The following is a 13,681-nucleotide window of genomic DNA, read 5'->3' on the forward strand; positions in this document are numbered from 1 at the left end:
GTTCACAGACTGATAACAATCTTGCCAAAATGCCTGCCATCAAGCATATGCTGCTGGGCTTTTTCTATTTCCGCGAATTGAAAGACAGAATCAATGACGGGTTTGAGCTTGCCGTTCTGCAAAGCAGCTCCCCAGCGTGTATGTGCTGCCTGCCATAAGTATATTTTCTTGGGAATGGATTGCGACCTTAGTACAAAGCCCTGAATTTTTAAACGTTTTCTCATTAAAGTTGCAAGGTCAAGTTCCACATTTCGCCCCAGCATTGAAGCAATTTGAATCATGCGTCCAGATGGTTTCAACAGTTTGAGATGCTTATTGAAATAATCACCCCCCATATAATCCAGAACCAGATCCAGTGAATCAGGAGCAATCAATTCTGCAAAATCGTCATGCCGATAATTAATAACCTGGGATGCTCCCAGTGCAATTGCCTGCTCGGCTTTGCTCGAATTACTGGCAGTTGTGAACAGATTCACCTGAGTGAGTCTTGCCATTTGAATGGCCATGGTTGTAATGCCGCTACCGGCTGCATGAACCAGCATGGTTTCATGACTCGACAGATTTCCCAACTCGAAAAGCGTAGCGTTGGCGGTGGTTAATGCTTCAGGAATGGCTGCAGCATATTCAAATGACCAGTCGGCAGGCATTTTTTCTGCAAGGGATTGATGAATGGGACAGTATTCAGCATACGCGCCGCTGCCTACCAGCCCATAAACGGCATCGCCAGGTTCAAAACGAGTAACCTTAGGCCCTGTTGCCACCACTTCACCCGCTGCCTCCAGTCCCGGGATTGCCGATTCACCGGGCGGGGGCGGGTATTTGCCCTGACGCTGCATTAAATCAGCCCGGTTCAAGGCGATTGCTTTTACTTTAACTAATATCTGATAGTCATTGATTGCGGGTATTTTTTCTTTAGCTATCGTGAGCTGATGATTTTTATCAATAAGGATGCAGCGCATGAAATCAGGAGGTGGATTAATCATTGAATTCTGTCCCTGTCTTTAATATGGTAAGCGGTCAGTATATAATTTTGTTTCTATACATAAAATGGTTGCCTGATGGCAAAGTTTACATCACACAAAAAACTGGCGCTATTGTTCATAGCTCCCCAGTTACTGATTACCCTGATTTTTTTTATCTGGCCTGCCTTCATGGCGTTAGTTCAGTCGGTCTATTTTAGTGATGCCTTTGGGCTTAAACAGCAATTTGCCGGTCTAAGTAATTTTGTCGATTTGTTTCTGGATCCGGAGTTTTCCCGCGCCATTCTGATTACCCTTATTATTGCTTTTTCCACTGCAGCAGCGACGATGGGCTTTGGTTTGCTGCTGGCTTATCTGGTTTTCAAGCGGAAAAAAAGCCAGCGGATCTACAAAACATTACTATTATGGCCTTATGCAGTAGCTCCGGCGATAGCGGCTATTCTATGGCGCTTTTTGTGCCAGCCAGGTATGGGCTGGTTTTCTGGTTTAATGGAGCATTTTGGCATCCATTTTAATTACCTCACTCATCCAGGCCAGGCTCTTATTGTTATTATTATTGCTGCCAGCTGGCAGCAGTTCAGTTATAATTTTCTTTTTTTTCTCGCGGCACTCAAATCACTGCCGCGCTCGTTGATTGATGCCGCTGTAATTGACGGAGCTTCATCCTGGCAGCAATTCTGGCAGATTATCTGGCCCTTGCTATCTCCGACTACTTTTTTTCTGTTGATCATGAATCTTATTTATGGTTTTTTTGAAACGTTCGGAATCATTGATATTCTGACCAGCGGTGGCCCAGGCACAAGTACGAGTACCTTGATTTATAAAAGTTATCGTGATGGATTTGTGGGTATGGATCCGGGGAGCTCAGCGTCTCAGTCTGTTATATTGATGCTTTTGGTCGTCATTCTTACTCTTTTGCAATTTTATTTTCTTGAAAAAAGGGTGCACTATAAATGATAAAATTAAATCGTTTGCTCCCGCATTTTTTTCTCACAGGATTTATTATTTTTTTGTTTTGCCCTTTATATCTGGCTCTGGTAGCAGCGAGCCATGAAGGAAGTGCAATGATGCAGCAGTCTGTCCCAATGGTTCCCGGAGGCCTGTTGTTAAGCAATTTAAAAACGGTGCTCACGCAGGGCGTGGCCTCAACTGGCGGTCAACCCATCTGGCGTTTGTTACTGAACAGCTTTGTGATGGCTTTTTCAATCGCCAGTGGAAAAATCATTCTCGCCCTGTTGTCAGCCTTTGCGCTTGTCTATTTTAAATTACCGGGTAAATCGTTTATTTTTGGACTGATATTTGCCACTATGATGCTGCCGGTAGAGGTTCGTATTGTGCCCACTTTTCAAATCGTAGCTTCAATGGGCTGGCTAAATCATTACAGCGGTCTAACTTTTCCCTTAATGGCTTCAGCAACCGCGACCTTCCTCTTCCGACAGTTCTTCAAGACCGTTCCCAATGAGTTAATTGATGCAGCGACACTCGATGGAGCAGGGCCTGTCCGCTTTTTCTGGGATATATTATTACCTCTTGCAAAAACGCAAATTGCTGCTTTGTTTATCATTTTGTTTGTTTATGGCTGGAACCAGTATTTATGGCCTTTAGTAATTACCAGTGACTCCAGTGTTGCAACCATTGTTATGGGAATACGTTATCTGGCAGGGGTAGCAGATCAGATCCCGCAATGGCACTATATTATGGGAGTTGCATTATTGGCGATGCTTCCTCCATGCATTATAGTGGTGGTTTTACAACGCTGGTTTGAGCAAGGATTAACACATTAATGACTACGGTCAAACTTCTGCATGTAAGTAAAGATTATGACAAACAGCAAATTCTTTGCGATGTTAATTTAAATATCGAACAGGGCGAGTTTGTCGCAATCATTGGCCCATCCGGCTGTGGAAAGTCAACTTTATTAAGATTGGTAGCAGGCCTTGAAGAGATAAGTTCCGGGCAGATTTTTTTTGATGAACAATGTGTCAATAATATAGCGCCTTCCAAACGAGATATTGCGATGGTTTTTCAGAATTATGCGCTCTATCCTCATATGACCTGCTTTGAAAATATGGCCTATGGCCTGAAAATCAGGGGAATGACTGCGGATTCAATTAAAACAAGAGTCCTCGATGTCGCGGAAATGTTGCAGATTAGCGCTTGTCTGCAACGCAAACCGCAGGCATTGTCAGGCGGTCAAAGGCAGCGAGTGGCGATGGGGCGCGCGATTGTCCGCTCGCCCGCCGTTTTTCTGTTTGATGAACCCTTATCCAATCTGGATACAAAGTTGCGCAATGAAATGCGTTATGAAATACGAAAGATTCACCAAAACCTTGCAACCACTAGTATTTATGTTACCCATGATCAAACCGAAGCAATGACAATGGCTTCCAAAGTAGTCGTGTTAAATCAGGGTAGAATTGAACAGATAGGTTCTCCTCAGGAGCTCTATCAGCAACCCCAGTCATTATTCGTTGCAGGATTTACCGGTCATTATCCAATGAACCTCATACCTGCCCGACTCGATAATGGCAGCGGTAAAATATCGTCCAGGCTTGGATTTGATCTGCCTGTTCCAAATAGTTCCAATGCTATTGTCGATGAGGTAATCATCGGTATTCGCCCGGAGCATCTTCGCATTAATAGAGACGCAGCAAGGCCAGCTATCCGGGTGAAAATAGAGTATATTGATGATTTGGGAGCTGATAAACTGATTCACGCACAAAGTTTGTGTGGTACAACACAATTTGCAATCAGAGCATCAGCAGATGAACCAATTAGTGATAATCATCTGGATATTGAATTAAACATCGCCAAAGCAAATTTGTTTGATAGTAAAACCGGATTACGAATGGGAGGATGGCATGAGTCAAAACAACACAGCGTTGCGGGATATTAACAAGCCACATTATAACTACTGGCAGGCTCTGGTTCTCTCATTTTTCAGCAGTCGATTGTATGTTGATGTCGGCAAGCGCTGGTTTGGATTGGGAATTGTATACTTATTTATTGCTATATTGGTGTTCGGAACCCCATTTGCCCTGAGAACCACCAATGATTTCAATATTTTCTTTGATCAGCAGTTGCTGACACCTCTTAAGAAAATGCCGCCTATCACGATTCAAAATGGCCTTGTCAGTTTTGATAAACCCATGCCCTATGAAATAAAAAATCAATCAGGTCAGGTTGTTTCAGTCATTGATACAAGCGGAACAGTGACCGGACGCAGCGAAAAATATCCTTATCTCACGACGCTTATTTCTAAAAATCAATTATCCTTCTGGCCGCCATCGCCCCAGTTTTTCTTTATGAATCAGGCACAGCCGCAGTCAGATACACCGATAGTGCAAATATTTCCGCCACAAATGAATGAAATTTTCGATGGGAGCAAATGGATAGCTTCTTCAGGGATTGAAACAGTAAAATACCTGTCATTGATTATCATTTATCCGACAGTCATTCTGATATTCTTCGTGATGTTTCTAACGTTTTTCCTGGTGTTTGGAATGATTGGACAGCTGGTTTCCCGATTGTTTTATAAACTGGATCTGAGTTACTCGCAATCCTGTCGTTTATTGGCGGTCGGGGCAACTCCGTCAATCGCAATTTTACTGTTGATGCTGGCAGCGAATTTACCCATTCCTGGCTTAGGCGTGGTTATTATTCTTGTTCTTTCCTTTTATTTCAGTTTTGCCGTCATTTCATTACGTAATGAAAGTAAAAAGCTGGTGCTTTCGTGAAGGAAACAATCCATTTTGCACATGGAAATGGTTTCCCATCACCTTGTTATCATCAGCTCCTGACTGCATTAGAAACCCGGTACGACTACTGCTATGTGGATCGTATTGGGCATGATGTTCGTTTTCCAGTAACTGAAAACTGGCACTGTCTGGTTGATCAAATAGCAGAGAGCGTCAAAGAAAACTGCAGGCCCCCGGTCATTGGAGTAGGGCATTCGCTTGGCGGTGTATTATCCTTAATTGCTGCCATCGAGCACCCGGAGTTATTTTCTGCTGTTGTCATGATTGATTCTCCTTTGTTAAACCGGTTTAAATCAAGAATGGTAAAACTGGCAAAAACCATTGGTCTGATTGATAAAGTGACGCCAGCCGGACGAACTCGGGGCAGGAGGCAGCATTGGCCTGATAAACAACAACTCTGGGATTATCTTAAAACCAGAGCGCTTTTTTCGAGTTTTCGGGATGATTGTCTGAAAGATTATATTGAATATGGCTTTTGCAAAGATGAAGAGGGTTATTCACTGCGATTTGATCGGGACATTGAATACTCCATTTTTCGGACTATTCCACACCAATTTCATCAATATGAAGGTAAATTAAAAATTCCGGCTTTCCTTATTTATGGGGATCAAAGTGATATTGTCAGCCAGTCTGACGTGAGTTACATGAACAAGCACTATGGTATTGTGAGCCAGAAAATGAAGGGAACTCACATGTTGCCAATGGAAAATCCAGAGTTACTTGCCGAGCAGATTTTCAAACTACTTGACCTTAAAAAAACGGGAGATAAACAAAAACAGAGTCAAAATGCGTAATTCTGGCAAAAAACCATTAACCCACTATATACTTAAGATCACGAGACTGTTCATTCAACTGGTGTCCTGCTAAGCGAAATCCATTCACCTACAGATTCTGTGGCAAACAATGGATCCTTCGCGCATGAACCAGTTCTGTTAACACCCTCTGGGTCTTTGTTTATTCTTGACATTGCTAAAAGGAGATGAATGTGTTGCTCAATCTAATTATAACAGCAATCCTGATATACGGATTTTATCAATTGCTGAGCCGACAGGCGTCAATTGTAGTCTGGACAATCAGTTACGCGATTGTTGCCTTACTTTTTATGAAATATTCTTCCTTAGGGTGGTTTGCTCACACATTATTAGGCTTAGGATTTTTAATGTTGCTGGCAGGTGCTATCAAACCTCTGAGACGACAATTAATCTCCAGCCGTGTATTTAAGGTGGTAAGTAAAGCAATGCCCACTATGTCTGCCACTGAGCGTGAAGCGCTTGAAGCTGGAACGGTCAGCTGGGAAGGTGATTTGTTTAGCGGAGCACCTGACTTTAAGCAATTGTTAAATGCACCGGTAAGTCGATTGTCTGATGCGGAACAGGCTTTTATTAATGGCCCGCTGAATGAGTTATGCCGCATGCTGGATGATTGGGACATTACCCATAATCGCACCGACCTGCCTCCTGAAGTCTGGCAATTCATTAAGGAAAAAGGCTTTTTAGGGATGATTATTCCCAAGGAATACGGCGGCCTCGATTTTTCCGCGACTGCCCAGGCCTTTATTCTGGCGCGAGTTTATGGGCGCTCCATTTCTGCTGCAACAACAATTTCTGTGCCCAATTCATTAGGCCCTGCTGAATTACTTTTGAAGTATGGTACGAAAGAACAGAAAGATTACTATCTGCCTCGATTAGCGGATGGACGTGAAGTACCCTGTTTTGCGCTGACAGGCCCCAACGCCGGGTCTGATGCGGCTTCTATACCGGACAAGGGAATTGTCTGTAAGGAAATAGTTAATGGTAAAGAAGTTTTAGGAATTCGTCTGAACTGGAACAAGCGATATATTACACTTTGCCCGGTCGCGACGGTAATTGGTTTAGCCTTCCGATTATTTGATCCGGAGAACCTGCTGGGTAAAGGCCATGATGTAGGTATTAGTTGTGCGTTAATACCCTCGACTACACCGGGTGTCATCAAGGGTAGAAGGCATTTTCCATTGAACACTGCGTTTCTTAATGGTCCTACTCAGGGTAAGGATGTTTTCATCCCCGTAGACTATCTCATCGGCGGTGCTTCGATGGCAGGTGCGGGCTGGCGCATGCTGATGGAATGCTTAAGTGCTGGCAGAGCGATTTCACTACCCTCTAGTGCAATGGGTGGGTCTCAGGCCGGAGCTTTGGCCAGTGGTGCATATTCCCGAGTCAGAAAACAATTTAATCAGGCAATCGCTAACTTTGAAGGCATTGAAGAGCCTTTGGCGCGCATTATGGCCAATACCTATATCATTGATGCAGGGCTAACAATGGCTGCATCAGCAATTGATCACGGTGCCAAGCCCTCAGTTGCCGGAGCAATTCTTAAATACCAGACCACTGAAAGAGCCCGTCAGGTGTCTTTAGATGCGATGGATATACATGGCGGTAAGGGAATATGCCTTGGGCCTAATAATTATCTGGGAAGAGGCTATCAGAATGCACCGATTGGTATTACTGTAGAAGGGGCTAATATTCTCACCCGTAATCTGATTATTTTCGGACAAGGCGCTATTCGCTGCCATCCCTATGTATTCAAGGAACTCGAAAGTGTTCGTGAAAATAATCTGACGGCTTTTGATGATGCCTTCTGGGGACATGCCGGCTTCGTCATGGCTAATCTGGCTAAATCAATAGTCTATGCTTTTACTGACGGACGATTTACAAAGGCTCCACAGAGTAAAGCGAAGCGTTATTATCAGCTCATCAACCGCTATAGTGCCAATCTGGCGTTTACAGCAGACTTTTGTATGGGGATATTGGGAGGCGCTTTAAAACGCAAGGAAAAAATTTCAGCACGTCTGGGTGATGTTTTAGGTAACCTTTACCTCGCATCCGCAGTACTGAAACGCTATCACGACGATGGAGAGCCAGCAGCTGACCTGCCTTTGGTCGAGTGGTGCTGCCAGCATTTACTGCATGAGTGTGAGCGCGCCTTTCGAGGGGTTATCACCAATTTCCCGGTTCGTTGGGGACGCATTCTTTTAAAGATAATACTGATGCCTTTCGGTAGCAAAAGGCACTATCCTGCGGATCATCTCGGTCATAAGCTTGCCAGACTGATGTCTGAGCCTAATGAGACTCGTGATCGCATGGCGCGTATCGTATTTAAAGAGCCCTTAGCCAATTGCCCTGTTGGACGTTTGGAAGATGCGTTTCATAAAATCTATGCCGTTGAAAGTTTCGAGCGAAAAATCAGTAAGGCAGTCAGAGAAGGAGTACTGAATTCATTGACTTTACTCGAGCAGATCGATGAAGCTGAGGCTGCTGGTGTTTTAACCGCAGAAGAAGCGGTCAAGATGCGTGAAGCCGAACAGGCTCGCCAGGCAGTGATTGCAGTGGATGATTTCAGTGATGAAGAATTGCGACGTACTGCAGCCGATAAAAACAATATGAAGCAACGAAAAGTGTTATCAACGCATGATGATTTGCCGATAGAAGCTGCATAAATACCACTTGTTTCCTGTTTTCCTGTATCCCGCAATACTTCGCGGGATACAGAAATCCTGCGGATAAACCGCAAAAAATCTATCTTAGTGATGTTCATATTTAACTAGAACACGTTATTCCCCTGGAAATCTCCAATAGCCGTTGCGGTTGAGGATGGTAAATTAATGCTACATGAGCCATCCGCACCAAATTCAGCATAACCTACATAATTGGCAAGTTTACTAACGACTGAGGGTACAGTAAATTCTCGCACCACCTCATTTAGAATGTATGGGGTAACTGATTTATCAATGCAGCGAAAACGTAAGTAGTAAGTTAATCCTGGCATTGCGGGCATGGCATAATTGTAGACCGCAAAATACGAGCGCCCCACGGGCATTGGCAGGTTAGAGTTGATTTGATAGATATTTTCAGGACCATTACCTGCGGTATCATCCACATCCAGATCAAAATTATTTGAAGTCCGATTAAGAAAATAGATATGAGTTGGAGTGGGTAAGGTAGGGAATAATGCATGGGCATCAATATCGCCATTGCGTGACCATTCCAAAGTAAATTGCACGTTGCCGCATCCACCCACTTCACTAAAGACATGCATTGTATTGTTCAAAGGATAACCAGGGCTGGTAGGAAGACAAGAACTGCACCCATCAGTAGGATTGGTGATCGGGTTAACATTACTCTGAAGCAATAATCCCGCGCAATATCCTGGCGGTGTAAACCCAAGAACCCGAACGAGGCTATTGACCGCATTAGTATTAGAACCCTGAACTGAAATAGCTGTGGTTTCCGCGAGACCACCTGGTTGAATATTGTAAGTACAACTGCTGTAGGGGGCAAGTGTACTGGTACAGGTAGAGGCTGCATAATTCACTGTCAGCCCACTACTGCCCGGGATTGAGATGGTTAAATTCTCTGCTGTTGCGTTACTATTATTAAACACCTGAATGTTTTTTGCCCCGTCTCCAGCGATAAGAAGAAGGATTGAAGGATTTAAACTTAGCAGGGCTGGTTGCGTTTGCGGGTTCGCTGATACGAGGTGGATTCTAAGGCCGTCGTTGAAACCGGGCTGATAACACTGTAAAGGGGCATATAGATCACAAAGGATGGGACCGCCGATGACATCGGCTTGCAGAGCTTGCCCATTAATAGTTAAAGTCAGCAGGCAGGACTGAAGATAGCCCAGTGTTTCGGTACATCCGGAAGGAAAAACTCCCCGAATTGGCTGCATCCTTAAAGTATGAGGTTTACGCGATTGATTAGTTACTGTGTATTGTACAGTTGCGCTGCCTGTTGTTTCCACCGTGGTATTGGCTGGGAATCCTGGCACTTGCGCAAAAGTCCATAATGGTATCCCTGCATTTAGTTTACTGCCAAACAAAAGCATTGAGGCAGCAAATAATGGATGTTTTATCTCCATAATCTTCATAATATATCCTTATTTTAAAGTGAATTGGGTTGTGCTTGAAGAGTATCCTGAGATGCCCATTTTAAATAACCCGCAATAGCCATAATGGTATAGAGGAACATTAGAAGGGCGTGAAAAGGGATTTGTTTGTAAAAATACATATAAGCATATATTGCATCGGTAATAAACCAGACAAGCCAGGTATAGATGATTTTATAACACATCAGCCACTGGCCCATAATACTAAGCGCCGTTGTGAGTGCATCAAGGCTTGCTACAGTTGAATCAGTATATTGTCGCAACAGGAAATAAATAACAAGGTATAAGGCAGTAGTGAGCATCAACAGGACGGTAGCCTGAGGGAACGATAGCCATTTAACTTTAAACTTTGCGTTGGGAGTTCTGTTCCACAGCAAAAAGCCGTAAAAGCTGTTTAACAAATAAAATATTTCAAGCAGGGTGTCGGCATAAATCCCTTTGCTAAAATAGAGAACACTGTTTATCTCAGTGGCAAAAATGCTGATTATCCACGCTTTCCTGTCCATTTGAATGAAATACCAGGTGGAAAGTAACGATAAAAGAGTTCCTAAGAGATCGAGTAGCATGTATATTATTACGATAGTTAGAAAAACGTTTCCCGCCAGGCGGTAAGCAAGGGATACATTGTATCATTAAATGTTAAATTTGATGTACTTATTTACTATTTTATATTTTTGAGTAAGGAAACCCTCAATGAAAAAACAGACTGCATTACTTGCACTCACCACTAGTATTTTTGCCAGCTATTCTGTCGCAGGTACCATGGGACCGGTTGTAGCTAAAGACTGGACCTGGGTTAGTTCTGTCAGTGTGGGCCCTGCCTGGGCAAGAGCCGGGGATACTCAGACTTTTTTCCTTGCGCCCGAAATTGAAAAAACCTATGTCGCCAGAAAATCGACCAAAGCCCTGGCTGTCGCTGAGTTATTCTTTGGCGCTCAAAAGAGCTTGTCTGATCAGTGGTCAGGACAATTAGGGATTGAACTTGCCACCACCAGCCGAGTTAGGCTGCAAGGTAATATATGGGATGATGCTGATCCTTCGTTTGACAATTACACCTATAGCTATAAGGTCAAACATAACCGTATTGTCGCAAAAGGCAAATTACTGCTGGATAAGGGTTATTTTGTAATTCCCTGGGTTAGCGCCAGTGTGGGTGCAGGCTTTAATCGCTCCTATGCATTTCAGAATACACCGACAATTTTTGAAGCCGTTCCTAATGCGGATTTCGCAAACCATACCAAGACAACTTTCGCCTATACGCTGGGCGCCGGTGTACAGAAGAGTTTAAACGAACATTTTCAGGTGGGTGTTGGCTATGAATTTGCTGATTGGGGTAGGAGCGAACTCGGACGTGCTGCGGGGCAAACACTTAATACCGGCCTTCAGTTAGATCATTTATACACTCATGGTGTACTGTTTAATCTGACCTGGCTGGCCTGATCTATAAGTCGATAGGTTATTCCCTGTATTCCGCGGCTGTTCGCGGAATTGGGAGTTCAGTAAGCTTACTGGGAAATTTTCCAAATATCTGATAGGCTTAGCATATAAGCTTGCTAAGGAGATAGCTATGTACAAAAGGGTGTTATTCGCTACTGATTTTGATGAAGTAGGAGTTAGAGCGGCGCAGAAAGCAAAGAAAATTGCTGATGAGAATGGAGCTGATCTGTTGCTAGTGCATGTTGTGGAACCCATTCCGGCTTATGCCTATCCTGGTTTTGCAGGCTTTGCTGAGGTTGAAGTATCTATTCGTGAGCAGGCTGAGAAAGAGCTGGCTGCTCTTGCTAAAAAACTCGGTGTCGATGCAGCTCACTGTATGATCGAGTTTGGCTCTACTAAAAACGAAATACTCCGAGTGGCTCAGGAGAAAAATATTGATTTAATCGTTACGGGCAGTCATGGCAAGCATGGTCTGGCCTTATTATTAGGCTCTACTGCTAATGCTATACTTCACGGCGCGGAATGTGATGTTCTGATTGTTCGCTCTGCGAAGGATTAGTTAATAAGCGTAGGTCGGGCGCTTCGCCCGACAGTTCATTTCTAATCAAACTCAACAAAAGAACGCCATATTGATAAAATGTCGGGCGAAGCGCCCGACCTACGCTTTATGGTTAAAACTTGTGAAGTATCCTGCTCACGTTGTCTTATGGCGAAGACGGAGTGTCAATCACTAGTTCTATTTCTGGTTCTATTTCTGTTTGCTTTGTTTCCACCACTTCTTCGATCGTAATTGATGGTTTTTTGCTGACTGGCTCTTTCCAGAAAAATGAATAAAGAGAGTCTTTAAAGCCTGGCGCATTTTCCGATTTAACTTCTTCTTTTGGTGGGGCAATTAAAGAGGCAAGAAACTCAGGCAGTTCAACCTTCAGATTTTTAAACTCGCCCGATTTGAGCAGTTCCTCAATGGTTTTGGCAGGCGATAAATTTGGTAAATACACCAAAAGTAACCTTAGCAGACCGATATTGGTAAAAGCAGTTAGGAGCAGACGATAAAAAAACATCGTAGTAAGTGTTAGAAAATCGTGCTGCAAATCAGGACGATTACGAAGTTTGGCATAGTGCCAGAACATGGTCATGGCTTGCTGACCCGCAATTACCGCAGCCAGCTTCCCCCAATAGGTGGGATCATTTGCTGATATAATCATTACCAGTAAACGGGTCCAGTCTACATAATTATTATACAGTGTATACATCTGGCTAGCTTTTAAAGCAGCAACATCTGCGGGCTTCAAATTCCATTCTGTAAAAAAATTACGCAACAATTCAAGGTTCATGGTGTGAATTCCCATACACCATCCTCTGGCTCGCTGCTTATAGAGATTTTGATCCGGGCCTAAAACAGTTGTGGGTACTTCGGTCGGAAACACATAATTGGCATCAAAACGCTGACGGTAACCTAAACGAGCGGCACGAATACCCGTTTCAAGATCTTCGGCGATGAAGCGAGTGCTATGGGTTAATAATGTTCTTAACAAGACTGATATTTTCCAGAGAGCAATAGCGCCATGCGGATATAAAACACCATGAAAGCGATCCTCGAACATTTTAAAATGATCGGCCTGCTTGTACTCAATAGATTGAAATTGCACTAGTCTGGATGGTTTTTCTTGCTTGGAAATAGCCATAATGGGATAGAAAATCCCTTTAAATTTTTCATTCTCTAACAAGCTTTCGTTAAATTTAAAATTAGATGGCGGATGGACGTCATCGTCACTCATCAGCGCAAATTCATGGTGATCTGCCTGAGCTAAAATAAGTCCAATAAATTGGGCAACTGTTTTGTTTCCACGATTATGCCAAAAGTAATTAATTTGTTCGGATACCGATTTTGCAATGCTGAGTGTATTGTCGGTGGGCTGCTCGCTGTTCCCGTTGTCAATAATATAAATTTGCTCGGGCTCAACAATTTTCAAATACGCTCTGAGCGTAGCTTCTATTTCCTTGGAACTGTTGTGAGCAACGATGATTACAGCCATTTTTTTATTATGAGCTTTAATGGCTGCCTGAGTGTTTTCCTCCTCAAGCTGGATTTCCAAGTCTGCTGGCTCGGGGGCTTTCTCTGAAACCTCAGGAAGTTTATCCGGATACCTGGTGAAAGCCATCGTAACCAGCATTAATAGAGGTTCAAAACCATATAGAATAGCCATTAAAGGAATGAGATTGGATTTAACCGCGCGAACCAGATATTCAAAAAAACCCACATTAGTCTCTACAGCTACAACTGCTGCAATGAGTAATGCATAAAACAGAAAGAAGAATAGTTTGCGTAAAGTGAATGGGAAAATAATTTCGCGGGGATCAAAAATAGATTTGATAAAATTCCAGTCCATTGAAGGGGTAAGTTTCATGAGTAACTCAATATCTCAAAAATTAATAAATTGCCATTCCCTGCTGATGCAGTGGCATAGTAATGCCAATTGACAGGAGATAACCTCAAAAAAAGCAATAATTCTAAAGAATTTAATCGTGAAATGAAATAAAGCGACAGTTATTAAACAGAGAGCTAAACTTTATAATAAGGAA

12 protein-coding genes are annotated in these 13,681 nt (G+C 43.3%); 8 read left to right on the forward strand and 4 right to left on the reverse strand.

What is annotated here, in order from left to right:
* Window positions 1-2: 2 nt before the first annotated feature.
* A complete protein-coding gene (locus tag LXA66_RS07490) occupies window positions 3-983 on the reverse strand; it encodes an NAD(P)H-quinone oxidoreductase (RefSeq protein WP_233012633.1) in 981 nt (326 codons plus the stop codon).
* A gap of 75 nt (window positions 984-1,058) precedes the next feature.
* Between LXA66_RS07490 and LXA66_RS07495 the strand changes: the two genes are divergently transcribed.
* The 6 genes from LXA66_RS07495 to LXA66_RS07520 all read left to right on the forward strand — a co-directional run bounded on the left by LXA66_RS07495 (window position 1,059) and on the right by LXA66_RS07520 (window position 8,213).
* Window positions 1,059-1,937 (forward strand): ABC transporter permease subunit, encoded by an 879-nt coding sequence (locus LXA66_RS07495; protein ID WP_112217969.1) that lies wholly within the window; start codon window positions 1,059-1,061, stop codon window positions 1,935-1,937.
* On the forward strand, window positions 1,934-2,764 hold the full coding sequence (gene ugpE, locus LXA66_RS07500) for a sn-glycerol-3-phosphate ABC transporter permease UgpE (RefSeq protein WP_233012634.1): 831 nt from the start codon (window positions 1,934-1,936) through the stop codon (window positions 2,762-2,764). The genes LXA66_RS07495 and ugpE overlap by 4 nt, the downstream gene beginning before the upstream one ends.
* Window positions 2,764-3,876, forward strand: a complete 1,113-nt coding sequence (locus LXA66_RS07505; protein WP_233012635.1) for an ABC transporter ATP-binding protein — start codon at window positions 2,764-2,766, stop codon at window positions 3,874-3,876. Before ugpE ends, LXA66_RS07505 begins: the two co-directional genes overlap by 1 nt.
* Complete coding sequence (locus tag LXA66_RS07510) at window positions 3,842-4,717, forward strand: DUF1189 family protein (RefSeq protein WP_233012636.1); 876 nt, start codon at window positions 3,842-3,844, stop codon at window positions 4,715-4,717. Before LXA66_RS07505 ends, LXA66_RS07510 begins: the two co-directional genes overlap by 35 nt.
* Window positions 4,714-5,532, forward strand: coding sequence for an alpha/beta fold hydrolase (locus LXA66_RS07515; RefSeq protein ID WP_233012637.1), 819 nt, complete (start codon window positions 4,714-4,716; stop codon window positions 5,530-5,532). Before LXA66_RS07510 ends, LXA66_RS07515 begins: the two co-directional genes overlap by 4 nt.
* Before the next feature lie 194 nt (window positions 5,533-5,726).
* The gene (locus tag LXA66_RS07520; RefSeq protein ID WP_370637232.1) at window positions 5,727-8,213 is read left to right on the forward strand and encodes an acyl-CoA dehydrogenase; all 2,487 of its coding nucleotides are present in this window, start codon (window positions 5,727-5,729) and stop codon (window positions 8,211-8,213) included.
* A 104-nt stretch (window positions 8,214-8,317) separates the two neighbouring features.
* On the opposite strand, the gene LXA66_RS07525 is transcribed toward LXA66_RS07520, so the two are convergent.
* Both LXA66_RS07525 and pnuC read right to left on the reverse strand, forming a co-directional pair.
* Entirely contained in the window at window positions 8,318-9,643 is a 1,326-nt protein-coding gene (locus LXA66_RS07525; RefSeq protein ID WP_233012639.1) for a hypothetical protein, read from the reverse strand.
* A 14-nt stretch (window positions 9,644-9,657) separates the two neighbouring features.
* On the reverse strand, window positions 9,658-10,227 hold the full coding sequence (gene pnuC, locus LXA66_RS07530) for a nicotinamide riboside transporter PnuC (RefSeq protein WP_255665308.1): 570 nt from the start codon (window positions 10,225-10,227) through the stop codon (window positions 9,658-9,660).
* A gap of 127 nt (window positions 10,228-10,354) precedes the next feature.
* Here pnuC and LXA66_RS07535 point away from each other — a divergent pair, with 127 nt between their 5' ends.
* Together LXA66_RS07535 and LXA66_RS07540 are read left to right on the forward strand one after the other, a co-directional pair.
* Window positions 10,355-11,101, forward strand: coding sequence for an outer membrane protein (locus tag LXA66_RS07535; RefSeq protein ID WP_233012641.1), 747 nt, complete (start codon window positions 10,355-10,357; stop codon window positions 11,099-11,101).
* A gap of 127 nt (window positions 11,102-11,228) precedes the next feature.
* Window positions 11,229-11,657, forward strand: coding sequence for a universal stress protein (locus LXA66_RS07540; protein WP_058506691.1), 429 nt, complete (start codon window positions 11,229-11,231; stop codon window positions 11,655-11,657).
* Between the two features lie 145 nt (window positions 11,658-11,802).
* On the opposite strand, the gene LXA66_RS07545 is transcribed toward LXA66_RS07540, so the two are convergent.
* Complete coding sequence (locus tag LXA66_RS07545) at window positions 11,803-13,506, reverse strand: glycosyltransferase family 2 protein (RefSeq protein ID WP_233012642.1); 1,704 nt, start codon at window positions 13,504-13,506, stop codon at window positions 11,803-11,805.
* Between the last annotated feature and the right edge of the window lie 175 nt (window positions 13,507-13,681).

Source organism: Legionella sp. 16cNR16C, assembly GCF_021297775.1.
Lineage (GTDB): Bacteria > Pseudomonadota > Gammaproteobacteria > Legionellales > Legionellaceae > Legionella_C > Legionella_C quinlivanii_A.

What these genes read in the sequence shown, in the direction of transcription:
- LXA66_RS07490 (WP_233012633.1), bottom strand. Translation starts at nt 983, where the DNA reads ATGATTAATCCACCTCCTGATTTCATGCGCTGCATCCTTATTGATAAA.
- LXA66_RS07495 (WP_112217969.1), top strand. Translation starts at nt 1,059, where the DNA reads ATGGCAAAGTTTACATCACACAAAAAACTGGCGCTATTGTTCATAGCT.
- ugpE (WP_233012634.1), top strand. Translation starts at nt 1,934, where the DNA reads ATGATAAAATTAAATCGTTTGCTCCCGCATTTTTTTCTCACAGGATTT.
- LXA66_RS07505 (WP_233012635.1), top strand. Translation starts at nt 2,764, where the DNA reads ATGACTACGGTCAAACTTCTGCATGTAAGTAAAGATTATGACAAACAG.
- LXA66_RS07510 (WP_233012636.1), top strand. Translation starts at nt 3,842, where the DNA reads ATGAGTCAAAACAACACAGCGTTGCGGGATATTAACAAGCCACATTAT.
- LXA66_RS07525 (WP_233012639.1), bottom strand. Translation starts at nt 9,643, where the DNA reads ATGAAGATTATGGAGATAAAACATCCATTATTTGCTGCCTCAATGCTT.
- pnuC (WP_255665308.1), bottom strand. Translation starts at nt 10,227, where the DNA reads ATGCTACTCGATCTCTTAGGAACTCTTTTATCGTTACTTTCCACCTGG.
- LXA66_RS07535 (WP_233012641.1), top strand. Translation starts at nt 10,355, where the DNA reads ATGAAAAAACAGACTGCATTACTTGCACTCACCACTAGTATTTTTGCC.
- LXA66_RS07540 (WP_058506691.1), top strand. Translation starts at nt 11,229, where the DNA reads ATGTACAAAAGGGTGTTATTCGCTACTGATTTTGATGAAGTAGGAGTT.
- LXA66_RS07545 (WP_233012642.1), bottom strand. Translation starts at nt 13,506, where the DNA reads ATGAAACTTACCCCTTCAATGGACTGGAATTTTATCAAATCTATTTTT.